The sequence below is a fragment of the Garicola koreensis genome (genome assembly GCF_014195445.1).
Classification (GTDB): domain Bacteria; phylum Actinomycetota; class Actinomycetes; order Actinomycetales; family Micrococcaceae; genus Nesterenkonia; species Nesterenkonia koreensis.
The window spans coordinates 392,934-417,330 of the sequence record NZ_JACIBT010000001.1 but is presented as its reverse complement, the minus strand read 5'-3'; the positions used below and the strand labels follow the sequence as shown (position 1 = coordinate 417,330).

23 protein-coding genes are annotated in these 24,397 nt (G+C 66.0%); 1 reads left to right on the top strand and 22 read right to left on the bottom strand.

The features are described from left to right. The first annotated feature begins 51 nt into the window (after window positions 1–51). On the top strand, window positions 52–363 hold the full coding sequence (locus FHX47_RS01965) for a hypothetical protein (protein WP_183357200.1): 312 nt from the start codon (window positions 52–54) through the stop codon (window positions 361–363). An 8-nt stretch (window positions 364–371) separates the two neighbouring features. Here the strand turns inward: FHX47_RS01965 and nucS are convergent, their stop codons facing one another. From nucS to FHX47_RS01855, 22 genes are all read right to left on the bottom strand, one after another. After that, a complete protein-coding gene (gene nucS, locus FHX47_RS01960; protein WP_183357199.1) occupies window positions 372–1,064 on the bottom strand; it encodes an endonuclease NucS in 693 nt (230 codons plus the stop codon). Window positions 1,065–1,158: 94 nt separating this feature from the next. After that, window positions 1,159–1,428: a F0F1 ATP synthase subunit epsilon gene (locus FHX47_RS01955; protein ID WP_183357198.1), complete on the bottom strand. Its 270-nt coding sequence runs from the start codon at window positions 1,426–1,428 to the stop codon at window positions 1,159–1,161. Between the two features lie 5 nt (window positions 1,429–1,433). Continuing rightward, the gene (atpD, locus tag FHX47_RS01950) at window positions 1,434–2,891 is read right to left on the bottom strand and encodes a F0F1 ATP synthase subunit beta (RefSeq protein WP_183357815.1); all 1,458 of its coding nucleotides are present in this window, start codon (window positions 2,889–2,891) and stop codon (window positions 1,434–1,436) included. Window positions 2,892–2,932: 41 nt separating this feature from the next. Continuing rightward, window positions 2,933–3,820 carry a F0F1 ATP synthase subunit gamma gene (locus tag FHX47_RS01945; RefSeq protein ID WP_183357197.1) on the bottom strand — a complete coding sequence of 296 codons (888 nt, stop codon included), beginning with the start codon at window positions 3,818–3,820 and terminating at the stop codon, window positions 2,933–2,935. A 50-nt stretch (window positions 3,821–3,870) separates the two neighbouring features. Continuing rightward, on the bottom strand, window positions 3,871–5,499 hold the full coding sequence (gene atpA / locus FHX47_RS01940) for a F0F1 ATP synthase subunit alpha (protein WP_183357196.1): 1,629 nt from the start codon (window positions 5,497–5,499) through the stop codon (window positions 3,871–3,873). 88 nt (window positions 5,500–5,587) lie between these two features. Next, window positions 5,588–6,397: a F0F1 ATP synthase subunit delta gene (locus FHX47_RS01935; protein ID WP_183357195.1), complete on the bottom strand. Its 810-nt coding sequence runs from the start codon at window positions 6,395–6,397 to the stop codon at window positions 5,588–5,590. Then, complete coding sequence (locus FHX47_RS01930; RefSeq protein WP_183357814.1) at window positions 6,397–6,954, bottom strand: F0F1 ATP synthase subunit B; 558 nt, start codon at window positions 6,952–6,954, stop codon at window positions 6,397–6,399. The genes FHX47_RS01935 and FHX47_RS01930 overlap by 1 nt, the downstream gene beginning before the upstream one ends. 82 nt (window positions 6,955–7,036) lie before the next feature. Further along, window positions 7,037–7,240 carry an ATP synthase F0 subunit C gene (locus FHX47_RS01925; RefSeq protein WP_183357194.1) on the bottom strand — a complete coding sequence of 68 codons (204 nt, stop codon included), beginning with the start codon at window positions 7,238–7,240 and terminating at the stop codon, window positions 7,037–7,039. Between the two features lie 71 nt (window positions 7,241–7,311). Further along, complete coding sequence (gene atpB / locus FHX47_RS01920) at window positions 7,312–8,121, bottom strand: F0F1 ATP synthase subunit A (RefSeq protein ID WP_425484879.1); 810 nt, start codon at window positions 8,119–8,121, stop codon at window positions 7,312–7,314. A 183-nt stretch (window positions 8,122–8,304) separates the two neighbouring features. Continuing rightward, window positions 8,305–8,727, bottom strand: coding sequence for a hypothetical protein (locus FHX47_RS01915; RefSeq protein WP_183357192.1), 423 nt, complete (start codon window positions 8,725–8,727; stop codon window positions 8,305–8,307). Then, complete coding sequence (locus FHX47_RS01910; protein ID WP_183357191.1) at window positions 8,724–9,935, bottom strand: MraY family glycosyltransferase; 1,212 nt, start codon at window positions 9,933–9,935, stop codon at window positions 8,724–8,726. Before FHX47_RS01910 ends, FHX47_RS01915 begins: the two co-directional genes overlap by 4 nt. A gap of 7 nt (window positions 9,936–9,942) precedes the next feature. Continuing rightward, complete coding sequence (locus FHX47_RS01905) at window positions 9,943–10,635, bottom strand: L-threonylcarbamoyladenylate synthase (RefSeq protein WP_183357190.1); 693 nt, start codon at window positions 10,633–10,635, stop codon at window positions 9,943–9,945. A 78-nt stretch (window positions 10,636–10,713) separates the two neighbouring features. After that, window positions 10,714–12,423 (bottom strand): ABC transporter ATP-binding protein, encoded by a 1,710-nt coding sequence (locus FHX47_RS01900; protein ID WP_183357189.1) that lies wholly within the window; start codon window positions 12,421–12,423, stop codon window positions 10,714–10,716. Then, on the bottom strand, window positions 12,423–13,445 hold the full coding sequence (locus FHX47_RS01895; protein WP_183357188.1) for an ABC transporter permease: 1,023 nt from the start codon (window positions 13,443–13,445) through the stop codon (window positions 12,423–12,425). The genes FHX47_RS01900 and FHX47_RS01895 overlap by 1 nt, the downstream gene beginning before the upstream one ends. After that, window positions 13,445–14,527: an ABC transporter permease gene (locus FHX47_RS01890; RefSeq protein ID WP_343064265.1), complete on the bottom strand. Its 1,083-nt coding sequence runs from the start codon at window positions 14,525–14,527 to the stop codon at window positions 13,445–13,447. The genes FHX47_RS01895 and FHX47_RS01890 overlap by 1 nt, the downstream gene beginning before the upstream one ends. A gap of 37 nt (window positions 14,528–14,564) precedes the next feature. After that, window positions 14,565–16,208 (bottom strand): ABC transporter substrate-binding protein, encoded by a 1,644-nt coding sequence (locus FHX47_RS01885; protein WP_183357187.1) that lies wholly within the window; start codon window positions 16,206–16,208, stop codon window positions 14,565–14,567. A gap of 168 nt (window positions 16,209–16,376) precedes the next feature. Next, window positions 16,377–17,246 carry a peptide chain release factor N(5)-glutamine methyltransferase gene (prmC, locus tag FHX47_RS01880; protein WP_183357186.1) on the bottom strand — a complete coding sequence of 290 codons (870 nt, stop codon included), beginning with the start codon at window positions 17,244–17,246 and terminating at the stop codon, window positions 16,377–16,379. A 201-nt stretch (window positions 17,247–17,447) separates the two neighbouring features. After that, the gene (gene prfA / locus FHX47_RS01875; protein WP_183357812.1) at window positions 17,448–18,527 is read right to left on the bottom strand and encodes a peptide chain release factor 1; all 1,080 of its coding nucleotides are present in this window, start codon (window positions 18,525–18,527) and stop codon (window positions 17,448–17,450) included. A gap of 202 nt (window positions 18,528–18,729) precedes the next feature. Beyond that, window positions 18,730–20,688 (bottom strand): transcription termination factor Rho, encoded by a 1,959-nt coding sequence (rho, locus tag FHX47_RS01870; protein WP_343064264.1) that lies wholly within the window; start codon window positions 20,686–20,688, stop codon window positions 18,730–18,732. A gap of 199 nt (window positions 20,689–20,887) precedes the next feature. Further along, a complete protein-coding gene (gene thrB / locus FHX47_RS01865) occupies window positions 20,888–21,916 on the bottom strand; it encodes a homoserine kinase (protein WP_183357184.1) in 1,029 nt (342 codons plus the stop codon). Between the two features lie 37 nt (window positions 21,917–21,953). Further along, window positions 21,954–23,036, bottom strand: coding sequence for a threonine synthase (thrC, locus tag FHX47_RS01860; protein ID WP_183357183.1), 1,083 nt, complete (start codon window positions 23,034–23,036; stop codon window positions 21,954–21,956). 15 nt (window positions 23,037–23,051) lie between these two features. Beyond that, a complete protein-coding gene (locus tag FHX47_RS01855; protein ID WP_183357182.1) occupies window positions 23,052–24,383 on the bottom strand; it encodes a homoserine dehydrogenase in 1,332 nt (443 codons plus the stop codon). Window positions 24,384–24,397: the final 14 nt, after the last annotated feature.

The following is a 24,397-nucleotide window of genomic DNA, read 5'->3' as shown; positions in this document are numbered from 1 at the left end:
GATGCCTGGCCCGGATGCGCGCGATTCCGCACAGGGTGCGACAATGCTCAGGTGGCAAAGGGTAAGCGCCGTGGTGGCAAGAACTCGAAGTGGCAGCGTGAGCACAGGCCCCTGTCCACCTCGTTCCTGGCCCCTGGAGGGATCTCTGCCGGGCGTGCCAGCCGTCGCGACGGCGAATACCACCTGCGGCACATCTCCGGCGCCGCTGCGCGGAAGGCCTACACCTGTCCCGGCTGTGGGCTGCAGATTCCGCCGGGGACTGCCCACGTGGTGGCCTGGCCGGCCGATTCGATCCTCGGCGACGAGTTCGCTGCATCGCAGCGCAGGCACTGGCACCAGCACTGCTGGAGGATCGGCGGCTGAATCGGCGCTCAGAACAGGCGCGGCGCCTGATCGTCCTCGCCCTTCATGTCCTCATAGTCGAGCACCACACAGCGGATCCCCCGATCCTCAGCGAGTGTGCGGGCCTGTGGTCTGATCTGCTGGGCGGCGAAGACCCCCGCCACCGGTGCCAGCAGCGGGTCCCGATTGAGCAGCTCCAGGTATCGAGTCAGCTGCTCCACCCCGTCGATGTCTCCGCGGCGCTTCAGCTCCACCGCCACGGTGCCCTCGGGCCCCTTGGCCAACAGGTCCACCGGCCCGATGGGGGTGGGGTGTTCGCGCCGGATGAGACTGTGCCCTGCCCCCAGCCGCTCAATCTGTTCGGCCAACAGGCGCTGCAGGTCCGATTCGACGCCGTCCTTGACCAGACCGGGGTCCCGGCCCAGCTGGTGGGATGAGTCGTGATGGATCTCGGAGATCAGGATGGTCAATATGTCATCAGACTTCTCAGCCGCCACGGTCCAGACCTGTTCGATGCCGGCCTGGACCTGCTCAGCGTCCGGGTCGCGCACCCGCATCGAAGCTGGCGGGGACATCCAGTTCAGCGGCTTATAGGAGCCGCCGTCGGAATGGATCAGCACCGCACCGTCCGCCTTCACCATCAGCAGTCGCGTCGCCAGGGCGAGGTGGGCGTTGAGCCGGCCCGAGTATGTCACCGAGCAGGTGGCAATCACTAATCGCACAATGAATCATCCTCGTAGGGAACAGTTGAGCCTGGGGTCCCCGCTCCGGACGGCAGGGGGACCCCAGGCTCAACAGCGGCAGACTCAGCGGCCGCTACGTTCCGTTGGTCAGGTCTGCATCATCGGCGACGACGGTGACCTTGTCCGAATCGACGGAGAAGAAGCCGCCGGAGACGGTGGCAGTCAGCGCAGGGCCCTCGACAGGTTCGATGACCAGTTCGCCTTCGACGAGCACTGCGAGCACCGGAGTATGTCCGGGCAGGATGCCAATATCACCCTCCTTGGTGCGTCCGCGGATGGACTTCGCCTCACCCGTCCAGACCGCGTGGTCGGTGGCGACGACCTGAACGTCCAGCACTGCCATGGAGATCAGCCCTTCTTCTGCATCTCGGAGTACTTCTGCTCAACGTCCTCCAGACCGCCGACGTTGTAGAACGCCTGCTCGGGAACGTGGTCGAGGTCGCCGTTGGCGATAGCGTTGAAGCCCTCGATAGTGTCCTTGATCGGCACCGTCGAGCCTTCCACACCGGTGAACTGAATAGCAGTGTAGGTGTTCTGGGACAGGAACTGCTCAATCCGTCGAGCGCGGTTTACGGTGACCTTGTCCTCTTCGCCCAGCTCGTCGATGCCGAGAATGGCGATGATGTCCTGCAGCTCCTTATTCTTCTGCAAGATCTGGGTCACCCGGGTTGCGGCGTCGTAGTGCTCCTGACCAACGTACTGCGGATCCAGGATGCGGCTGGTGGAGGCCAGCGGATCCACTGCCGGGTACAGACCACGGGAAGCAATCGCGCGCGAGAGCTCGGTGGTGGCGTCCAAGTGCGCGAACACATTGGCCGGCGCAGGGTCGGTGTAGTCATCGGCGGGCACATAGACCGCCTGCATGGAGGTGATGGACCGGCCCCGGGTGGAGGTGATCCGCTCCTGCAGCACACCCATCTCGTCGGCCAGGTTGGGCTGGTAGCCCACGGCTGAGGGCATCCGGCCCAGCAGCGTGGAAACCTCCATGCCCGCCTGGGAGAAGCGGAAGATGTTGTCGATGAAGAGCAGGACGTCCTGGTCCTCCACGTCACGGAAGTACTCCGCCATGGTCAGACCGGACAGTGCCACACGCAGACGGGTGCCTGGCGGCTCATCCATCTGACCGAACACCAGTGCGGTGTCCTTCAGGACCCCGGCCTCCTCCATCTCCACCCAGAGGTCGTTGCCCTCACGGGTGCGCTCGCCGACGCCGGCGAAGACCGAGGTGCCGCCGAAGTTTCGGGCGACACGGGTGATCATCTCCTGGATGAGCACGGTCTTGCCCACACCAGCACCACCGAAGAGACCGATCTTTCCGCCCTGAATGTAGGGGGTCAGCAGATCGATCACTTTGATGCCGGTCTCCAGCATCTCGGTGGAGCCCTCGAGCGAGGCGAAGTTCGGGGGCTCGCGGTGGATCGGCCAGCGCTCCTTGACCTCCAGCTGTTCAGTGGGCATGTCCAGGGTCTCCCCCAGGACGTTGAAGATGTGGCCCTTGACGCTGGCGCCGACCGGCACGCTGATCGGAGCACCGGTGTCCTGCACCGGGGCGCCGCGGACCAGGCCGTCGGCACCCTTCAATGCGATCGCCCGCACCAGGTTGTTGCCCAGGTGCTGGGCCGTCTCGAAGGTGATGGTGCTCGTCTCGCCGCCGAGGGTCAGCTCAGCAGTCAGAGCGTTGTAGATCCCGGGGATGGCGTCTGCGGGGAATTCAATGTCCACAACCGGGCCGATGACCCGGGAGATTCGGCCGGTGGCACCCGGCTGCACGGCCCCGCTGGGCTGTTCTGCAGTAGTGGCAGTCATCTCTCTCACTTCGCTTGATTCTTCGATGATGTCAAAGGGTTCTAGGACGCCAATGCGTCGGCTCCGGCGATGAGCTCGGTGAGCTCCTGGGTAATCTCAGCCTGGCGGGCGTTGTTCCGCAGCAGCGTGTACTCGCGAATCAGCTCATCAGCGTTGTCCGCAGCAGACTTCATGGCCTTCTGGCGCGAGGCCAGCTCAGAGGCCGAGGCCTCCAAGGTGGCCGTGAAGATGCGCGACTCGATGTATCGGGGAAGCAGTGCGTCCAGCACCTCTTCCGCAGAGGGCTCAAATTCGTAGAGCGGCAGCTGCCCAGCCTCGGAGTCCTCGTCCTCCACCACCGACAGCGGAAGCAGCCGACGTACCGTGGGCTCCTGCGTCATCATGGACTTGAACTGTGTGTAGACCAGGTAGAGCTCGTCGACGCCGCCCTCGTCGACCGGCTGCACGAAGCGATCCACCAGCTTCTGGGCGATGTCGCGCGCCTGATCGCTGTCTGGGGATTCGGTGCTTCCGGTCCATACCCCGTCGTACTCACGGCTGCGGAAGTCATAGAAAGCTTTGGCCTTCCGCCCGTAGAGGTAGGGCCGGACTTCGACTCCCTGACCCTGCAGCCGGGCCACCAGGGACTCGGAGTGCTTCAGCGCGTTGACGGAGTAGGCACCGGCCAGACCACGGTCGCTGGTCATGATCAGCACCGCGGCCCGCTTGGGCTCAGTGACCTGGTCAGTCAGGACGTGTTCGACCTCCTGATGCGAAGCCACTGCCGAGACCGCACGGGTGATGGCCTCAGCGTAGGGCGTAGCCCCCTGGGCACGGACCCGCGCCTTGCCGACACGTGACGTCGCGATCAGTTCCATCGCCTTGAAGATCTTCTTCATCGAGCTGGTCGATGCGATCTTCTGGCGATAGACCCGAATCTGGGCACCCATGCTTGTCCTTCCCTAGTCAGTCGAAAGATCTGTCCTCAGCGAGCCGGGGCTCACTTATTGGTACGGATCTCTTCCTGTTCGATGTCGTTGTCCGAGAGTTCCTCGGCAGGCTCCTGCCCCACAGAGGGCGCCTCCGCCTCGGACTGGAAGCTCTTCTTGAACTCCGTGATCTGCGTGTTCAGTGTGTTGGAGGTGTCGTCCTCCAGCTTGCCGGTGGACACGATGGCGTCAAGCACATCTGTCTTGCGCCTGAGGTGATCGATCCATTCGACTTCGAAGCGGCTGACATCGCCGAGGGCAACATCATCCAGGTGGCCCTGGGAGCCTGCCCAGATGGAGACGACCTGCTCCTCGAACGAATACGGCGTGTACTGCGGCTGCTTCAGCAGCTCCATCTGACGCGCACCGCGGGTCAGCTGCTGCTGGGAGGCCGCATCCAGGTCCGAGGCGAACATGGCGAAGGCCTGCATGTCCCGGTACTGCGCCAGGTCCAGCTTCAACGTGCCGGAGACCTTCTTCAGCGCCTTGGTCTGCGCGGCACCGCCGACGCGGGAGACGGAAATGCCCACGTCGACCGCCGGACGCTGGTTGGCGTTGAACAGATCGGACTGCAGGAAGATCTGGCCGTCGGTGATGGAGATGACGTTGGTCGGGATGTAGGCCGAGACGTCATTGGCCTTGGTCTCCACCAGCGGCAGTCCGGTCATCGATCCGCCGCCCATGTCGTCGGAGAGCTTCGCGCAGCGCTCCAGCAGACGGGAGTGCAGGTAGAACACATCTCCGGGGAATGCCTCACGGCCCGGCGGGCGCCGCAGCAGCAGCGAGACCGCACGATAGGCCTCGGCCTGCTTGGAGAGGTCATCAAAGATGATCAGCACGTGCTTGCCGCCGTACATCCAGTGCTGGCCGATGGCCGAGCCGGCGAAGGGCGCCAAATACTTGAAGCCTGCCGGGTCAGAGGCTGGTGAGGCCACGATCGTGGTGTATTCCAGCGCCCCGTTCTCCTCCAGGGTCTGCCGGACCGAGGCGATGGTGGAGGCCTTCTGGCCAACCGCGACGTAGATGCAGCGGACCTGCTTCTCCTCGTCGCCGGACTCCCAGTTGGACTTCTGGTTCAGGATCGCGTCAATGCCCAGCGCGGTCTTGCCGGTCTGCCGGTCGCCAATGATCAGCTGACGCTGGCCGCGGCCGATCGGAATCATCGCGTCAATGGCCTTGATACCGGTCTGCAGCGGCTGATCGACGGACTTGCGCTGCACCACCGAGGGTGCCTGCAGCTCCAGGGCTCGGCGGCCTTCGTCCTCGATCTCGCCCAGGTCGTCGATGGGTGCCCCCAGCGGGTCCACCACGCGGCCCAGGAACTTATCGCCCACCGGCACGGAGAGGACCTCTCCGGTGCGGGTGACTTCCTGGCCCTCTTCGATGCCGGAGAACTCACCGAGCACCACAACACCGATCTCTCGGGTGTCGAGGTTCTGGGCCAGGCCCAGGGTGCCGTCCTCAAAACGAAGAAGTTCGTTCGCCATGGCCGAGGGCAGTCCCTCGACTCGTGCGATGCCGTCACCTGCGGAGATCACGCGGCCGACCTCGGTGCGCTCGGCGCTGCCGGGGTCGTATGACGCGGCGAACTCGTTCAAGGCACTACGGACGTCGTCGGCGTTGATGGTCAAGTCGGCCATCTGCTGTCCCTGCTCTCCTCTGTCAGCGGCCGCGGATGCTGCTGCGGCCTATTTGGTTCAACGTTCAGGTAAATGGGCTAGCGCTCAGCTAGCGGGAAATCTTCCGCTGCAGACTGTTCAGCCGGGCGGCCACGGTGCTGTCGACCACTTCGTCTCCGACCTGCGCACGGATTCCGCCGACCACTGTGGGATCGACGACGACGTCGAGCCTCAGCTCCCGACCGAAGTACCGGTCCAGGCTGCTGGACAGCTTCTCCAGGTAGGCGCCGCCGAGGTCCTTGGCTACAGTGACCTGGGCGATCCAGCGCTGTTGGCGGGCGGCAACAGTCGATGCGAACTCCCCGACCAGTGCGGTGGGGCGCATCCCCCGGGGGGCGGTGACAGCCCGGTCGATGAGCAGCCGTGCCTCGGCAGAGGCGGCGGGGCTGAGCCGGGCGGCCAACTTCTGCTTCGCCGATGCCGGGGCCTGGTGGTCGGTCAGGGCATGCTGCACCTCATGGGAGCCGGCAACGGTGTGCCGAAAGCCCAGCAGTGCGCCTTCGAGCTCCTCCAGCCCCTGAAGGCCGGTGCGCTCAGCCTGGGCGGCCACCACAGTCACCGCGAGATTCTCAATGGCCTCACCCAGGTCACGGTCAGCGCCCCAGCGGCGAGAGACGACCGCTTCGAGCATAGTGACCGTCTTCTGCTGTGCCTGGGCGCCGAACAGTGAGCGGACCACGGCGGCCCGCTCCTGCGGCTCACGCGAGGGGTCAGTCAGGGCCCGGCGCAGTGCAGCAGAGTGATCCATCACATCCAGTGCGGAGAACAGCTCGTCAGCAACTGTCAGCTCCGAGGCGGAGATCGTCTCCGCCAGCTCGCTGGCCAGCGCGGCCTGAGATTCGCTGGTGACGGTTGCCATTAGTGTGCTGCTCCCTGGGCCTGCTCAGATTCCAGGTCGGTCAGGAACCGGTCCACCACCCGCTGGGAGCGGGCGTCGTCCTCAAGTGCTTCACCGACAATCTTTGAGGCCAAGTCGGTGGCCAAGGTCCCGACATCAGCCTTCAGCGCAGCTGCCGCACTGGCGCGCTCCGCTGCAATCTGAGCATTCGCCTGCTCACGAATGCGCGAGGCTTCTGCTGCGGCCTTCTCCTGCGCCTCAGCAACAATCTGGCCGGCCTCGGACCGTGCCTCATCGCGGATGCTGGAGGCCTCGGCCCGGGAATCAGCGAGCTGCTGCTCATACTGAGCCTTCAGCTCAGCTGCTTCAGCCTGAGCCTCCTCGGCCTGGTTGATGCCGCCCTCAATCGCTTCAATACGGTTCTGGTAGGCCGCCTCGAAGCGTGGCACGATCACCTTGATCACAAGGACAAGCAGCACCGCGAAGCCGATGAGGACCACGAGGAGTTCCCAGACATTGGGGACAAGCGGGTTTGCGTCCTCGGATTCCGCTGCCTGGATCAGGGATGCACTGATCATGTGTTCACCCATCTTTTCTAGTCTGACGTTCTGCGTGGGTCACCAGCAACTGGCGCACCCGGCGATGTTGGATTGCCGTACGTCAGAGCACAAAGGCGAAGACGATGGCCAGAATGAACACTGCCTCAGCCAGTGCGAAGCCCAGCAGGGCAATCGGCTGCAGCACCCGCTGTGCCTCGGGCTGGCGGGCCACACCGTTGACGTATGCGGCGAAGATCAGGCCGATCCCGATGGCCGCACCGGTACCGGCGAGGCCCATACCGATCATGTTCAGAGTGCCTTCCATGTACTTCTCTCTTTCTGTCCAGCTCCCGGCGACTCTCACCGGGAAGTTTCTTTCGGGAAATCTTTTACGTTCTAGTGCGCGTCTGCCTCGACGGAGCTTTGGATGTATATGGCGGTCAGCAGCGCGAAGACGAATGCCTGCAGGACCATCATGATCAGCTCCAGGAAGTACAGCGGTATTGACCCCAGCAGGACCAGTACGCCCATAGCGGTGCTTCCCAGACCCTCCTGCTGCACCATGAGGAACTCAGCTCCGGAGCCTGCCAGCATCACAATGATGTGTCCGGAGAGCATCACTGCCATCAGTCGCAGCGAGTGGGTCAGCGGCCTGATCAGGAAGTTAGAGAGGAACTCCAACGGGGTCAGGATGATCAGCAGCGGCTTGGGCACCCCTGAGGGCACGGTCATCAGCTTCATGAACCTGCCGCCGTGCAGCTTGAATCCCAGCACGACCCAGACGAACCATACGACCCCGGCCAAGGCGTAGGCCGGACCGGCGTGGGAGAAGGTCGGCAGCTGCAGGAACGGGATCGCTCCGAAGAGGTTGTTGAACAGCACGAAGAAGAAGACGGTGAACAGCAGCGGGACCCACGGCTTGAAGTGCTTCTCCCCCAGGATGTCGCGGCCCAATGTGTTGCGGACGAAGCCGTAGGCCGATTCAGCCACGTACTGGCCGCGCGATGGGACCAGAGCATTCTTCCGGATGCTCCACGTGAACAGCACATAGATCAGCAGCACCGAGAGCAGGGCCAGGAGCATGTTCTTGCCGAAGCCGGTGCCCCATTCGGCCATCCACGGCAGGATCTCCGGAAGATGGGTCTCACTGATGGTGGGCGGCTGGAAGCCGCCCTCTTCGGCGGCTCTCGGGGCAAGCGATGACAACGCTGGTCCTCTCATCGGTCGTCGAACGAGCGAGACATAGACATCTCAGCATCGGGCGAAGGAAGTCGGCGCAGAAGTAACACGACCACAATCCCGGGCAATCCTACCAAAGCGCTTGAGGCTCCGATCGGCGTGTGTACCTGCTGCGACAACACTACTACAAACGGTAGAAAAGTCTTGCATCTAATCATCCGGCTGCACCGAGATTCGCATCTGAGAGAAGCTGAGGATCTCAGCTGCCTGCCACACCAGGACCACGACGACGCCCGCGCCGAGGGCCCAGCCCGAATCCAGCCAGTCGCCGGGCCGGACCAGGAGCACCACCACGGCCAGGACGGCGACTTTGATGCCGAATCCGATCATGAACAGCGGGATCGCCAGGTGCGGGGCATGACGGTCGGCCCAGTCAATGAGGGCGAGGGAGAGGAAGGAGAACGCCAGAGTTCCGCCGCCGCCGGCTCCTGCTGAGGCGGCGGCCAGTGAACCGCTCACCAGGGTGCCGAGTCCCACGGCGATCAGGACCGTGACGACTCCTGCCGTGGTGGTGACCAGCAGCACCCGGCGCCAGCCGGTGGCGTTGGGAAAGAGCGTGGGCGCTCCCATCATGTCCTCTCCGGATCCGGTTCGGCATCCTGGGACTGTGGGGCTGCCCGCGTCTGTGGGACTGCCCGCGTCTGTGCGGCTGCCTCGGCGTCGGTGGGGTCAGCTGGGTCGGGCTGCTGCAGTGCCCGGCGCAGCCAGGACCCCTTGGACAGCACGATGGCCGCGCCCAGGGCGAGCAGCATGAGAACCAGCACCAGCTGCCAGGGAAGGAAGTTGAAGGACACGGAGCCGAATGCGAAGAGTCCGGCCCAGAGGTAGAGCAGCAGCACCGCCTGCGGGTGGGTGAAGCCGGAGTCGATGAGTTTGTGGTGCAGGTGCCCACGGTCTGGGCTGAACGGCGAGGATCGTCGCGCCGTGCGCCGGATGACGGCCAGGATCAGGTCCAGCAGCGGAAGGATCATCACCGCCAGGGGCAGCAGCATCGGCATATAGGCCGGAATGTTGCGGAAGCGGAACGTCTCCTCGTGCAGATCCAGGGAGCCGGTGACGATCAGCGCCCCGGAGACCATGACCAGGCCCAGCAGCATCGCGCCGGTATCTCCCATGAATACTTTTGACGGATGGAAGTTGTGCGGCAGGAATCCCAGACAGGATCCGATCAGCACCGCCATCAGCAGCGTGACCAGATTCGAGGCGTCGAACTCGTTGATGGACAGGGTCAGCAGATAGCTGTAGAAGAAGAAGGCGGAGCCGCCGATGGCCGCGACCCCGGCGACCAGCCCGTCCAGGCCGTCGATGAAGTTGAAGGCGTTGATCGTCATCACCACCAGGAAGACGGTCAGCGCCCCCTGCAGCGCCGGTCCCCCGACCCCAAGCCAGCCCACGGGCATGACCTCCAGGCGTATGTCGTGCAGCACCAGGATCAGCCCGCAGGCGATTTGAGCCGCCAGCTTCAGCACCCAGTGGATGTCCCAGGCGTCGTCGGCCATACCGGTGACCAGCACCAGGGTCATCGCTGCCAGCAGGCCGATCACCGGGGTGAGGTCGCTGAAGAGGCCCGACAGGTACGGGATCGTCGCTGCGGCGATGAGTCCGGCCACCATGCCCAGGTAGATCGCGACCCCGCCCCAGCGCGGCTTGACCTCAGTGTGAATGTCACGGGAGCGGATCGGGGTATAAATGCCCAGCCGCAGCCCCAGACGACGCACCGGCGGGGTCAGCACGTAGGTGACCAGCCCGGAGACGCTGAGCACGATGAGGAAGTAGACCATGTCTGCCCTAGGTCTGAGCCTCTGAGTCGTCTGCCTGCGTTGGTGACGGCTCTGGCTGCATCGGCCGGACCTGCGGAACTGCTGCCTGCAGCTCGTGCAGCGGGATCGACCCTGCGCGCACTGTCTGGGGCGGCTCAACAGTGCAGTCGACGATGGTCGAGGGCGCTGCAGTGTCCCGGGCACCGGCGTCGAGGTAGACGCCGACCGACTCGGCGAGCATCTCTCGGGCCGCAGCGGCTGTGGTGGCCGCTGGCTGCCCGGTGCGATTGGCAGAGGAGACGGCCATCGGCCCCACTGTGCCCAGCAGCTCCAGGGCGACTTCGTCGGCCGGCATTCGCAGGGCGACCGTGCCGCGGGTCTGACCCAGATCCCAGGCCAGGGAGGGCTGAGCCTGCAGAATCAGGGTCAGTCCACCGGGCCAGAACGTCTCGGCCAACTGGCGGGCAGCGTCTGGAATCTCGGTGGCCAGCGCGTCCATGACCGCGTGCCGGGCGATGAGCACCGGCGGCGGCATGGCCCGGCTGCGGCCCTTGGCGGCCAGCAGCACTGCTACTGCGGTGGTGCTGAACGCGTCCACGCCGATCCCGTAGACCGTATCTGTGGGCAGCACGACCGGCTGCCCGCTGTGGACGGCCTGCAGAGCGGCTGCTAAGCCTTCGGGTCGGGTGTGCGGATCGGCCACATCATAGGTCTCACTCACGCGCTGTATTCTTTCACATGCCCAGCTCGGCCTCGGCAGCTGCCCACCGCGAAACCCGCACCCTTCGGGGCCGCAGGGTCAGTCTTCGGCGGCACGGTGGGCCGCAAGGGCTTCTCTGCGGCTCTGCTGCTCCACAGGATCCGGCACCGGGACCGAGGCCAGCAGCCGCTGGGTGTAGGGGTGCTGGGGGTCGGTGAGCACCTGCTGGCCGGCGCCGTACTCGACCAGCTCTCCGCGGTACAGCACTCCGATCCGATCAGCGAGCATGCCCACCACCGCCAGGTCGTGGCTGATGAACAGGGTCGCGAAGCCCAGGCGCTGCTGCAGCTCGCTGAAGACTTCCAGCACCCGTGCCTGCACGGACACGTCCAAGGCGGAGGTCGGCTCGTCGGCGACCAGCAGCTCCGGCTCCAGGGCAAGCGCACGGGCGAGACTGACACGCTGCCGCTGTCCGCCGGAGAGCTCGTGCGGGTAGCGATGGGCGTAGTGGGTCGGCAGATGGACTGCGTCCAGAAGCTGGCGCACCGAGGCGGCGGCCTCGCGAGCGTCTGCCGCCCGACCGTGGATCAGCAGGGGCTCGGCAACGGCTTCACCCACTGACAACAGGGGGTTGAAGGATGTCGCCGGGTCCTGGAACACGAACCCCACCCGGGAGCGCAGCGGTCGGAAGGAGCGCTCCCTGAAGCCGACCATCTCGTGGCCGAGCACGCTCAGTGAGCCTCCCGTGGCGCGGGTCAGTCCGACGATCGCCCGGCCGATGGTCGTCTTGCCGGAGCCGGACTCGCCGACCAGCCCGAGCACCTCCCCCGGGGCGAGGGTGAAGTTGACCCCATCGACCGCCCGGAACCCGGGGCGGCCCAGCCGGCCGGGGTAGACGATCTCCAAGTCCCGCGCATCCACCAGCGGAGCTGCGGTTTCGTCCTGCTGCTGCGCTGAGTGTGCTGGCTCCGAGTCCGACGCCGCGGTAGTGAGCCGAGGCACTGCACTGAGCAGGTGCTGGGTGTACTCGTGGCGCGGATCGGCGAAGAGCTCCCGGACGCCGGCCTCCTCCACCACTTCCCCCTGGTACATCACTGCCACCCGGTCGGCGAGGTCAGCCACCACTCCCATGTTGTGGGTGATGAGCACGATGGCTCCTCCGAAGTCGTCCCGCACGCGACGCAGCAGGTCCAGGATCTCCGCCTGCACAGTGACGTCCAGGGCGGTGGTGGGTTCGTCGGCCACGATCACCTTCGGCCCCAGGGCCAGCGCCATGGCAATGACGATGCGCTGCTTCTGGCCGCCGGAGAACTGGTGCGGATAGTGATCCACTCGCTCCTGCGGATCGGGAATGCCGACCGTGCCGAGGATCTCCACCGCCCGTGCCCGAGCCTGCTTGCGGGAGTGCTGGCCGTGGGCGCGCAGCCCCTCGGCGATCTGCCAGCCCACGGTGTACACCGGGTTCAGCGCAGTGGCGGGCTCCTGGAAGACCATAGCCACGTCGCGGCCGCGCACCTGGCGCAGCTGGTCCGGGGAGAGCTGGACGACGTCGTTGCCCGCCAGCACCACGGCGCCGGATGCGCTGGCGCTCTCCGGCAGCAGGCCCAAGATGCTCTTGGCGGTGACCGTCTTGCCCGAGCCGGACTCACCGACCACAGCCAGCACTTCGTTGGGCCGCACATGAAGCGAGACCCCCTCCACGGCGTGCACGGGCTCACCATCGGTGGCGAAGCTGATGCGAAGGTCCCGGATGTCGACGGCGACGTCGGGGGCTTCCTCGGTGGTCCTGCGGTTCTGAGCAGCTGCCATTACGCGGCTCCCTTCATGGCTGTTGCCGTGCGCCGAGGCTGTCGCCTGGGCCGACGACGTATTCGCAGGCGTGGGTCGGAGAGGTCGTTGACCGATTCGCCGACCAGCGTGATGCCCAGCACCAGCAGCACGATGGCGGCTCCGGGGAAGATACCGGTCCACCAGATTCCGCTGGATACGTCTGCGATGGCGCGGTTGAGGTCGTAGCCCCACTCGGCGGCAGCTGTGGGATTGATGCCGAAGCCCAGAAAGCCCAGTCCGGCCAGCGTCAGGATCGCCTCAGAGGCGTTGAGAGTGATGATCAGCGGCAGCGAGCGTGTCGCGTTGCGCAGCACGTGACGGGAGAGGATTCTGGGTGTGGAGGCGCCCAGCACTCGGGCGGACTCCACGAAGGGCTCGGCCTTCAGACGCACCGTCTCTGCGCGGATCACCCGGAAGTACTGCGGCACGAAGACCACGGTGATCGAGATCGCCGCGGCGAGGATGCCGCTGAGGAACCCGGATTCCCCGCCCGAGATGACGATGGAGACCACAATGGCCAGCAGCAGCGAGGGGAATGCGTAGATGGCGTCGGCCAGCGTGACCAGCACCCGGTCCAGCCAGCCGCCCAGGTAGCCGGAGATCAGCCCCAGGGCGATACCCAGGAATATGGACAGGATGACGGCGAGGATCACCGTCAGCACCGCGGTCTGGGCGCCCCAGATCACCCGGGAGAACACATCGTAGCCGCCCACGGTGGTCCCCCACCAGAACTCGGCTGAGGGCGGCGCCTGCCGGGGAAAGGACCCGTCCGGGCCGGAGAGCTGGTTGAAGCTGTAGGGAGCGATGAGCGGGGCCAACAGGGCCATCAGCACGAACAGTGCGCTCAGCACCAGTCCGGCGACCAGCATGCCCCGCTGCAGCCCCACGCTTCGGCGCAGGTGCCACACCAGGGGCAGCCGCTTCCACCGCGGCTCGCGGCCGGCGGTCTCGCCGTGGGCCACCGGGTCTGTGGGGGTCTCTTCGGTGCTCGCGGATGTCATCAGTACCTCACTCTCGGGTCGATGAGCGCGGCGACGACGTCGACGATGAAGTTGGTCACGGCGACGATCACAGCCAACAGCGCCACAATCCCCTGGACGGCCACAAAGTCCCGCGCACCGAGGTACTGGGCAAGCTGGAAGCCCAGCCCACGCCACCCGAACGCCGTCTCGGTGAGGATCGCACCGCCGAGCATCAGGGCGATCTGCATGCCCATAACGGTGATGATGGGGATCAGCGCAGGCTTAAAGGCATGCTTGCGCAGCAGCCGCGACTCCCGCACGCCGCGGGACCGGGCGGCGTCGACGAAGCCCATGGACAGCGTGCCGATCATGTTGGTTCGTACCAGTCGCAGGAACACCCCGGCGGTGAGCAGACCCAGCGCCACCGCGGGAAGCACCGCGTGGGCCAAGACATCTGAGATGAGGTCCCAGCGCCCGGTGCGCAGCGCATCGATGATGTTGATGCCCGAGGAGCCGGAGATCCGGTCCAGGATCAGCTGGGTCGACGGACTGGCCCGGCCTGATAGGGGAAACCATCCCAGCCAGACCGAGAAGACCAGCTGGAGCAGCAGCGCTGCGAAGAACACCGGGGTGGCGTAGCACAGGATGGCGAAGATGCGCAGCACTGCGTCCGGGAGCCTGTCACGGTGGAAGGCGGCGAGGCGGCCCAGCGGCACGCCCACCACCAGCGCCACCAGCAGGGAGAAGAAGACCAGCTCCAGGGTGCCGGTGCCGTAGGTGATCAGGATGTCGCTGATCTCTCGGTTGTCTGTAATGGTGCGGCCGAAGTCCCCGGTGAAGATCTGCCCGATGTACTCGAAGTACTGCACCATGATCGGGCGATCATAGCCAGCCTCTGCCAGACGCTCGGCCAGCTGCTCGGGAGTCAGCCGTCCGCCCACTGATGCGGAGATGGGGTCTCCCACCACTCGCATCAGGAAGAAGACCATCGTCACCAGGATGAAGACGGTGGGGATGATCAGCAGAAAACGTACTAATATGTAGCGCCCCAGGCCGCCGCCGCCGGATTCCTTCTTTCCGGCGGCGGCGGTCGGCGCAGCCTGTTCGTCAGCGACGCTCACGCTGCTCCTCTTCCAGCACTGAGGCTTCGTTCACTGTTCAGCGGCTCAGCGGGGCGTAGCGGAACTTGAAGGACGCGTCCAGCGTCACGCCGCTGATGTCGTTGGCCGCCACTGCCACCTGTGCGCCCTGAAGGTAGGGAAGCGTGGAGAGGTCCTCGGCCACCAGCCTCTGGGTCTCCTCGATCAGCGCGGCACGCTCGTCCTCGTCCGGGGTGGTCGCCTGAGCCTGGACCGTCTCCTGCACCTCTTCGTCGGAGTAGCCGTTGGCCAGGAAGTTGTCCTCACCGAAGAACGGAGAGAGGAAGTTGCCCGCATCGGAGTAGTCGGGGAACCAGCCGAGCTGGTACGCGGGGTAGACGCCCTCAACGCGCTCGCTGTTGTAGGTGTCCCACAGGGTGGACTGCAGACTGACGTCGAAGAGGCCGTCGGTCTCCAGCTGGCTCTGGATCATGGCGTACTCCTCGTCGGAGGAGTTGCCGTAGTGATCGGGGCTGTACTGCAGGTTGATCTCTACCGGAGTTTCGACCCCAGCCTCCTCCAGCACAGCGGCTGCGGCCTCAGCGTCGGGTCCGCCCTCGCCGTCGCCGTACATCTCGCGCAGCGGCTCGATGGCGCCGGTCAGTCCCTCTGGGACGTAGGAGTACAGCGGGGTGTAGGTGCCCTGGTAGATCTCCTCGCTGAGTGCCTCACGGTCCAGCAGGTGGGCAGCGGCCTGCCGCACCGACAGTGCCTGCTCCTCATCAGCCTGCCCGGTCTCGGTGCCGTAGGGCTGGGTGCCGAAGTCGAAGACGATGTAGCGGATCTCGCCGCCCGGGCCGTCGTGGACGGTGACGTTCTCGTCCTCGCGCAGGTCCCCCAGGTCGGTGGGGCTCAGAGTGCGGAACGCCAGGTCGATGTCGCCCTCCTGCACCGCGAGCTTCAGCTGAGTCTCCTCAGTGAAGTATTGGGCGGTGACCTCATCGTTCTCGGCCGCGCCGAGCAGACCCTGGTAGTCCTCGAAGGGCTCGTAGCGGACCAGCTCGTTCTCCGTGTAGTCGGTGATCATGTACTGGCCGGCGAAGGCGTTGCCCTCCACGATCTCATCCGAGGGGGTCGCCTCCGTGGCGGAGAAGACGTCCTCATCAACGATCGGGCCCGCCGGGGAGGATAGGACCTGCGGGAAGGTCTGATCGTCCTCACTGTTGAGGTGGAAGACTACGGTTTGCTCATCCGGGGCCTCCACGCTGTCCAAGTTGGACAGCAGCGTCGAGGGGCCGTTGGGATCGGCGATCTCCACCTGACGGTCGAAGGAGAACTTCACGTCCGAGGAGGTCAGCTCATTGCCGTTGGCGAAGGTCAGCCCCTCCTTGAGGGTGACGGTGTACTCGCTGGGTGCGGTGAACTCCGCCGACTCAGCAATGTCCGGCTCCACGTCCGGGCTGCCGTAGGGGGTGTTCATCAGGAACGGGTATACCTGGTTCTGCACTGCGAACGAGCCGTTGTCGTACGAGGCGGCAGGATCCAGAGCGGTGACGACGTCTGTGGTTCCGACGGCGACACTGCCGCCGGACTCCTCACCGTTGCCTCCATTACCTCCGCCGTCGGCGTTTTCGGTTTCTGCGCATGCCGCAAGCACGAGCGTGAGAGCTGCGGTGAGGCCAACCGCGCTGACGGCGCGGCGCCGTGGTCCGGCTGGTGCCATGATTCACATCCTTGACGATAGAGGGCGGCCAGCAGCATTCGTTCTGCCGCAGCCGCAGACCCGGCAGGTCGTCCGTGTCCGGCGTCAATTGAAACACATCACACTTTCACCTTGAAACAGACACGGCGTGAGCTCAAATTTGGCTCCATCCGTCGAGTCGGATGGCGATCAGGCGGCAGATCGCAACCGGGCTGAGGTGGCGCGTGCTCGGCCGGTGAGGTCCTGGTGTGTGGTGACCTCGTCCAGCCCAGGGTCGGCGGCGCAGATCTGTCGCAGGGCTGCTGCCTGGGCTTCGGCGTGCTCGATGATGAACCAGCCGCCGGGCTTCAGTACCCGGCCGGCAGCGTTGATCACTGCCCGGGGCAGCTGCAGCCCGTCTGCTCCCCCGCCGTAGAGGGCGAGGTGCGGGTCGTGCTCACGAACTTCGACCTCGGTGGGCACCGCTTCGGCGGGAATGTAGGGCGGATTGGAGACGACGACGTCGAAGCTTGCCTGCCACTCCTCGGGAAGCTCGCGCATGTCGTAGCGGTGCAGGGTGACCCCGTGCGGGCCCAGGTTCAGCTCCGCCCAGGCGGCGGCTTCGGCCGAGAGCTCCACCGCGTGGACTTCAGCCGCAGGGAACTCGGCGGCGACGGCGGCGGCGATGGCTCCGGAGCCGGTCCCCAGATCAAGCACCGATGGCCTCGGCGGCCCGTGCTGGGCGAGCCGGTCGAGCACCACTTGGACGACCTGTTCGGTCTCCGGTCGTGGAATGAACACCCCCGGTCCCACGTGCAGTTCCAGTGTGCGGAAGGGCGCGCGGCCGGTGAGGTGCTGCAGGGGAACCCGGCGTGCCCGCTCATCCACCAGAGTCTGGACCGCCGCGGCGCTCTCCTCGGACAGCGTTCGGCCGGTGAGGGCCGCGGCCTGCACCTGGCCCCGGCTGAGGCCCAGCACGTGTCCGATCAGCAGTTCGGCATCCACCTGCGGACTGGTCACCTGGGCCCGGGCCAACTGGTGGGCGCTCTGCCGGATCAGGCCAGCCAGTTCGTTGGTCACCGGGCAGCACCCCGAGGCATTCGGCCCGGCCCAGTCCCGCGCGGCGTCGCTGCCGCTTCGCCGCACGCCGCTGGCCCATCCCCGCAGCCCCCTGCATCGGCTAATGGGCGATATGTGCCGCTACATTCGGCGGAGGCCCGTTTATTGCGGCGCTTATCGCCCACCAGCGCGGCACGAGGCACTCGGACTGTCACGTCCTGCTCATGACGCGTCGGAGACAGCAGCCAGCCGCTCCTGCTCGTCCAGCTGGACGCAGGAGTGAATGACCGCACCCAAGTCTCCGTTGATCACCGCATCCAGGTTGTAGGCCTTATAGCCGGTGCGGTGGTCGGCGATGCGGTTCTCGGGGAAGTTGTAGGTGCGGATGCGTTCTGAGCGGTCCATCGTGCGCACCTGGGAGGCACGGGCGGCGGCGTTGTCGGCGTCGATCTGCTCCTGCTGGTGGGCCAGCAGACGCGAACGCAGCACACGCATGGCAGCATCGCGGTTCTGGATCTGGGACTTCTCGTTCTGCATCGCCACCACGATGCCGGTGGGCAGGTGGGTGATGCGCACCGCAGAGTCGGTGGTGTTCACGCTCTGCCCGCCCGGCCCGGAGGACCGGTAGACATCAATCTTCAGATCGTTCTGGGCGATCTCGATCTCTTCGGGCTCATCGACCTCCGGCAGCACCAGCACCGCGGCCGCCGAGGTGTGGATGCGCCCCTGGGACTCAGTCTCCGGAACGCGCTGGACCCGGTGGACCCCGCCTTCGAACTTCAGGTAGGCGTAGACCCCCTCGGCGGGGTCGTTGGTATTGGACTTCACCGCGACCTGCACGTCCTTGTAGCCGCCCAGATCGGAGAGTGTGGAGGAGAGAATCTCGGTCTTCCACCCCTTGGACTCGGCGTAGCGGACGTACATGCGCAACAGATCCCCGGCGAAGAGTGCGGCCTCGTCGCCGCCGGCACCGCCTTTGATCTCTAGGATCACGTTGCGCACATCATGTTCGTCGCGGGGAATCAGCATGCGCAGCAGCCGTTCGGAGGCAGCGTGCAGATCCTCCTTCAGCTGCGGCACCTCGGCGGCGAAGTCGGCGTCGGCCTCGGCCAGCTCTTCGGCGGCCTCGAGATCCTCCTTCAGCTGCGTCCACTGCGTATACGCCTCCACCACTCCGTTGAGCTGAGCGTAGCGGCGGCCCAGCTTCCGTGCCAGGGACTGGTCGGCATGGGTCTCCGGCTCCGCCAGCTGCACCTGAAGCTGCTTGTGCTCCTCCAGCAGTGCGCCGACCGAGTCGAACATGCGGGGGTCGATCTCAGTGCTCATCGCTTGGTTCCCTACTCCCCTTCACGCGTCAGTGGCCACAATTGTCTGCCGAGGCTGCTGCCCTGCCCCGATGCGGCGGAGGAGTCGGCCACTGCTGTGCGACAGATCCGGTGAGGCAAGAGAAAGCCCCGGACCCGAACATCGTGGGTGGCACGACGACGGATCCGGGGCTGCTCAGCTATTTCTCGTTCTTACCGCCCAGGGTGGTCTTCGAGATCAGCATCAGGAACTCAGCATTGGACTTGGTCTCCTTGAGCTTATTGATCAGCAGCTCCAAGCCCTGCTGCTGGTCGAGTCCGGAGAGGACCCGGCGCAGGCGCCACATGATCTTGATCTCCTCGGGCGAGAGCAGTGCCTCCTCACGGCGGGTGGAGGATGCGTTGACATCCACCGCCGGGAAGATGCGACGGTCCGAGAGGTGCCGGCTCAGCCGCAGCTCCATATTGCCGGTGCCCTTGAACTCCTCGAAGATGACCTCGTCCATCTTGGAGCCGGTCTCCACCAGGGCGGTCGCCAGGATGGTGAGCGAGCCGCCGTTCTCGATGTTGCGGGCGGCACCGAAGAAGCGCTTGGGCGGGTAGAGCGCGGCGGCGTCCACACCGCCGGAGAGGATGCGGCCTGAGGTCGGGGCAGACTGGTTGTAGGCACGGCCCAGCCGGGTCATGGAGTCCAGCAGGATCACCACGTCCTTACCCAGCTCCACCAGGCGCTTGGCCCGCTCGATGGCCAGTTCGGCCACTGTGGTGTGGTCATCGGCAGGGCGGTCGAAGGTGGAGGCGATGACCTCACCGTCAACACTGCGCTGCATGTCGGTGACTTCCTCGGGGCGCTCATCGACCAGCACCATCATCAGGTGCACCTCGGGGTTGTTCTGCTTGATGGCGTGGGCCACCGACTGCAGAATCATGGTCTTGCCTGCCTTGGGCGGGGAGACGATGAGTCCGCGCTGGCCCTTGCCGATCGGCGAGATCAGGTCGATGACGCGCGGGCCGACTGCACCGGCGTCGCCGGACTCCAGGCGCAGCCGCTCCTGCGGGTAGAGCGGGGTCAGCTTGCCGAAGTCCACCCGTTCGGTGTTCTCGTCGACGGGGCGCCCGTTGACCTTCTCCACCTTGACCAGGGCGGCGAACTTCTGCCGCTTATTGCCGCGCTGCTGCTGTTGGTTCTCGTTGGGCGCCTTGATGAACCCGGTGACGACGTCACCCTTGCGCAGCTTGTTCTTCTTCACCTGCTGCAGGGAGACGTAGACGTCGTTCTGGCCCGGCAGGTAGCCCGAGGTCCGCACGAAGGCATAGTTGTCCAGCACGTCGACGATGCCGGCGATCGGGATCAGCTGGTCCTCGTCGGTCACCTCAGTGTCGTCGTGGTCCGGTCCCCGCTGACGATCGCGTCCGCGCCGGTTGCGGTCGTTGCGGTTGCGCCGACGGTTGCGCCGGTCGTTGCGGCCGCCGTCGTCGTCACCACCGTGCTGCTGGTTCTGCTGACCCTTCGGCTGCCCACCGTCCCGGGACTGTGAATCGCCCTGGGACTGCGAGTCGTGCTGCTGCTTGCCGCCATCCTGGGCTGACTGACGGTCATCACCGCCGCCTTGGTGGGAGGCCTGGGAGTCATGCTCCTGGTTATCGTCGCCGCCGCGCTGACGGTCGCGCTGACGACGGTGACGGTTGCTGCCCTTGGGCTGGCCGTCCTTGGGCTGGCCGTCTTTGGGCTGCTCCTCCTTGGAGTGCTCGCCGGGGGCGCCGCCGTCGTTCTTGGAGTCGTTGTTCTTGGACTCCTGGTGACCGTTGCGGTCGGCGCTGTGCGATTCGGTGCTGTCCGATTCGGCCGGCTGGTCTGCGGCCGGCTTCTCTGCAGGTGCCCTCTTCGCGGGGGCTTGGGCCGATTCGGCCTTGGCCTTCTCCGCCGCTTCGCGGTCCTTCTTCTGCGCGTCGCGATCGGCGACGGCGCCTCCGCGCTGGTGGGCAGAGATTGCCTCCACCAGGTCGGACTTGCGCATGCGGGATGAGCCGGCGATGCCCAGCTGTGAGGCCAGAGCCTTCAGCTGAGCCAGTTTCAGGCCGGCCAGTCCGCTGTTGTTGTTCTGGGGTGCCTCTTCGGCAGTCTGAGCCTCAGGGGCTTCAGTAGTGGTATCTGTCACGAAGGTTTCCTTCTCCCTCGTCGGGAAGGTCGTCTCAGTGTGCGACCAACGATTTCCATGGCGGTCTTTCGCGGCCATCTGTAGTGCGAGAGTTTCCCATCACTGACAGTGGGCAGTGCACATTCAGTGCACAGTTCAGAAGAATCAACCCATAGCGGGAAAGCGCGATGTGCGCGAAAGCTATGCGGCGACGAATTGGTCACCGCGGTATCTCTACTGTAACACCTGAGGTCGTGATCGGCAGGTTCCAGGGGACGAATGTGTCCCCAGCCGCCCGCGCAGAGGTGGATTCATCGATGTGGGCGATCACCGAGTCGCTGTGCGAAGCGTCGGTGAGCACCAGCACGGCCGGCCCCGCCCCGGAGATCACTGCCGGATGGCCGGCGGCCCGCAGCGAGTCGACCAGTGCCATCGAAGCCGGGAATGCGCTGCGACGGTACTCCTGGTGCAGGAAATCCTCAGTGGCCTCCATCAGCAGGGCCGGGTCCGTGGTCAGCGCGTGGACCAGCAGCGCTGCCCGGGAGGAGTTTCTCGCGGCCTGCTCGTGGGCCACGTTCGCCGGCAGCACATCGCGTGCCGCCCGGGTGGACTGCACAAAGTCGGGCACGGCCACCACGGTGCTGATCTGCGGATGCGGCACCAGCGGCGCGGTGCGAAAGACCAGCTCGTTCGGCTCACCGGTGGACCAGGAGACGGCCACTGAGCCGCGCAGCGCCGGGGCGTAGTTGTCCGGGTGACCCTCGATGCGGGAGCCGATCTGCAGCTTTTCGTCGTCGCTGAGCCCCTCGGGGATCAGCTGATCTGCGGTCGTCACCGCAGCGGCAATGGCGGCGGCCGAGGAGCCCAGGCCCCGGGAATGCGGAATCACGTTGGTGGCCCGCACCTGCAGATCGGGCAGCTGGTAACCCTTGGCGGCCAGGATCTTTTCGGTCACGGTCACCAGCAGGTGGGAAGCATCGGTGGGCAGACTCTGGGCACCTTCACCGACGACGACGACGCCGACCCGCGGTGCCGACGCCTGCTGCCGCGGAGAGGCGGTGACCTGGATCTCATCGCGCAGCTCAAGGGCCAGTCCCAGGGTGTCGTACCCCGGCCCCAGGTTGGCGCTGGTGGCCGGCACCCGCAGCGTGAAGCTGTGCGGTACCGACAGCGGCGCGCGCAGCTGCGCCGCCGGTCTCCCCGCGGCGTACTCCGGGGCCACGCCCTCTCCCAGCTGCGCAGCGGTCATATGCAATCCACCCCCGTCTGCAATCCGGCCCCCTTCGTCACAGTCCCAGCGCGTGGGCCACGGTTTCGACGTCCTGGGGCAGTTGGGTCGGGGCCGCAGCGGATTCGGCGGCACCGGTGAGTTCCGGGTTCTCCACTGCCCAGTCGGGGTCCTTCAGCCCATGGCCGGTGACGGTGATGACCCACCGCTTGCCCGGCGGAACCCGGCCGGCCGCGTGCTCCTTGATCAGTCCTGCCGCCCCGGAGGCGGAGGCCGGTTCCACGAAGACCCCCTCCTTGGCGGAGAGCCACCGGTGTGCGTGGAGGATCTCCTCGTCGGTGACCGCTTTGATCAGACCCCCGGACTCGTCACGGGCAGCCTCGGCGTGCTCCCAGGAGGCCGGGTTCCCGATGCGGATGGCGGTGGCCACCGTCTCCGGTTCGGTGATCGGGTGACCGGCCACGATGGGTGCCGAGCCAGCAGCCTGGAATCCCCACATCGTGGGCAGTGAGGTGGCCACGGCGTCGTCGTAGTACTCCTTGTAGCCCTTCCAGTAGGCAGTGATGTTGCCGGCGTTGCCCACTGGAAGCAGGTGGTAGTCGGGCGCGTCGCCCAGGGCGTCGACGACTTCGAAGGCGGCCGTCTTCTGCCCCTCGATGCGTGAGGGGTTGACGGAGTTGACCAGGAAGACCGGGTAGTTCTCCGCCAGTTTGCGCGCCACGTCCAAGCAGCCGTCGAAGTTGCCGTCGATCTGGATCAGTTCCGCGCCGTGGGCGATGGCCTGTGACATTTTGCCCATGGAGATCTTTCCCGCCGGCACCAGCACTGCGCAGGTGAGTCCCGCCTGGGTCGCGTAGGCGGCGGCCGAGGCTGAGGTGTTGCCGGTCGACGCGCAGACCACGGCCTTGGCGCCCTCGGCCAGGGCTGCGGTGATGGCCATGGTCATGCCGCGGTCCTTGAACGAGCCGGTGGGGTTCATCCCCTCGACCTTGAGGTGGACCTCACCCTCGACCAGCGCGGAGAGTGCGGGGGCCGGAACCAGCGGTGTGCCGCCCTCGCCCAGGGTGATGATGCGGGTGGTCTCATCAACCGGCAGCCGGTCGGCGTATTCAGCGATGACGCCACGCCACTGGTGAGCCATAGTTGCCTGCCCTTCCTACTTCTCGACTTCGACGCGCAGCACCGAGTTGACGACCTTGACCACGTCCAGGCCGCGCAGCTCCTCGACAGTGGCGTGCAGGTCCCGCTCGCTGGCCAGGTGCGTGACGATCTGAACCTTGGCCCCGTTATCGGGTTCGTCCTCGATCTCGCCCTCCACGGTGACCACGCCGGGCTGGCGCATCGACTCGATGGAGACGTGGTTGGCGGCCAGCACCTGGGCGATCTCGGCGATGACACCCTCCCGGTCGGCCACATCCATATCGATGTAGTACTGGGTGGACGCCCGTTCGATCGACAGCGGCGGCAGCTCGGTGGCACTGGAGACGGTCGTCGCCGTTGGGGTCGGCGCATGCATCCGGCGCGCCGCTGAGACCAGGTCACCCATAATCGCGCTGGAGGTGGGCTGACCGCCGGCTCCCTGACCGTAGAACATGAGTTCGCCGGCGTTCTCCGCGACGACGAACACGGCGTTGAAGGCCCCGCGGACACTGGCCAACGGGTGGGTGCGCGGCAGCAAGGTCGGGTGGACCCGCAGCACCGCCCCGGTGGAGTCGGACTCCTTCTCCGCGATGGCCAGCAGTTTGATCACGTAGCCGGAGGCCGAAGCCGCCTCAATGTCTTCCTGGGAGACCCCGGTGATGCCCTGGCAGTAGACGTCGTCGATGCTGAAGGGGGCGTGGAAGGCCAGGGTGCCCAGGATCGCTGCTTTGGCTGCGGCGTCGTGGCCCTCGATGTCTGCGGTCGGGTCGGATTCCGCGTAGCCGAGCTTCTGCGCCTCCGTCAGCGAATCGGCGAAGGCCGCCCCGGTGGTGTCCATCTGATCCAGAATGTAGTTGGTGGTGCCGTTGACGATGCCCATCACTTTGGTGATGCGGTCACCGGAGAGCGACTCCTGGATCGGGCGAAGAATGGGAATGGCCCCGCCCACCGAGGCCTCGAACCGCAGCTCGGCGCCGGATTCGGCGGCGACGGCGCTGAGCTCCGCACCCCGGCTGGCCAGCAGTGCCTTGTTGCCGGTGACCACGGTGGCGCCGCGGCGCAGCGCCCGCTCGATCAGCTGCCCGGCCGGCTCGTCGCCGCCGATCAGCTCAACGACCAGGTCCACCTGGTCCACCAGGGCCTCGGCGTCGGTGGTCAGCAGCTCTCCGGGGATCTTCCAGTCGCGGGGCGCCTCCGGGTCGCGCACCGCCACACCGGCCAACCGCACCGGGGCGCCGACTCGCGAGGAGATGAGGTCGCGTTCCTCCACCAGGGTGCGGGCCACCAGGGAACCGACGTTGCCGGCCCCGAGCAGGCCGATGGTGATCGTGTCTTCAGAGCGGGCCATCATCACCTCTACAT

Excerpts from the sequence above, each read along its gene's own strand:
- thrC (WP_183357183.1), bottom strand. The coding sequence starts at position 23,036 with ATGGCTCACCAGTGGCGTGGCGTCATCGCTGAATACGCCGACCGGCTG.
- atpA (WP_183357196.1), bottom strand. The coding sequence starts at position 5,499 with ATGGCCGACTTGACCATCAACGCCGACGACGTCCGTAGTGCCTTGAAC.
- FHX47_RS01895 (WP_183357188.1), bottom strand. The coding sequence starts at position 13,445 with ATGACATCCGCGAGCACCGAAGAGACCCCCACAGACCCGGTGGCCCAC.
- FHX47_RS01855 (WP_183357182.1), bottom strand. The coding sequence starts at position 24,383 with ATGGCCCGCTCTGAAGACACGATCACCATCGGCCTGCTCGGGGCCGGC.
- thrB (WP_183357184.1), bottom strand. The coding sequence starts at position 21,916 with ATGACCGCTGCGCAGCTGGGAGAGGGCGTGGCCCCGGAGTACGCCGCG.
- FHX47_RS01885 (WP_183357187.1), bottom strand. The coding sequence starts at position 16,208 with ATGGCACCAGCCGGACCACGGCGCCGCGCCGTCAGCGCGGTTGGCCTC.
- FHX47_RS01930 (WP_183357814.1), bottom strand. The coding sequence starts at position 6,954 with ATGATCAGTGCATCCCTGATCCAGGCAGCGGAATCCGAGGACGCAAAC.
- FHX47_RS01945 (WP_183357197.1), bottom strand. The coding sequence starts at position 3,820 with ATGGGTGCCCAGATTCGGGTCTATCGCCAGAAGATCGCATCGACCAGC.
- FHX47_RS01935 (WP_183357195.1), bottom strand. The coding sequence starts at position 6,397 with ATGGCAACCGTCACCAGCGAATCTCAGGCCGCGCTGGCCAGCGAGCTG.
- FHX47_RS01900 (WP_183357189.1), bottom strand. The coding sequence starts at position 12,423 with ATGGCAGCTGCTCAGAACCGCAGGACCACCGAGGAAGCCCCCGACGTC.
- FHX47_RS01915 (WP_183357192.1), bottom strand. The coding sequence starts at position 8,727 with ATGATGGGAGCGCCCACGCTCTTTCCCAACGCCACCGGCTGGCGCCGG.
- prfA (WP_183357812.1), bottom strand. The coding sequence starts at position 18,527 with ATGTTCGACTCGGTCGGCGCACTGCTGGAGGAGCACAAGCAGCTTCAG.
- atpD (WP_183357815.1), bottom strand. The coding sequence starts at position 2,891 with ATGACTGCCACTACTGCAGAACAGCCCAGCGGGGCCGTGCAGCCGGGT.
- FHX47_RS01910 (WP_183357191.1), bottom strand. The coding sequence starts at position 9,935 with ATGGTCTACTTCCTCATCGTGCTCAGCGTCTCCGGGCTGGTCACCTAC.
- FHX47_RS01955 (WP_183357198.1), bottom strand. The coding sequence starts at position 1,428 with ATGGCAGTGCTGGACGTTCAGGTCGTCGCCACCGACCACGCGGTCTGG.
- FHX47_RS01925 (WP_183357194.1), bottom strand. The coding sequence starts at position 7,240 with ATGGAAGGCACTCTGAACATGATCGGTATGGGCCTCGCCGGTACCGGT.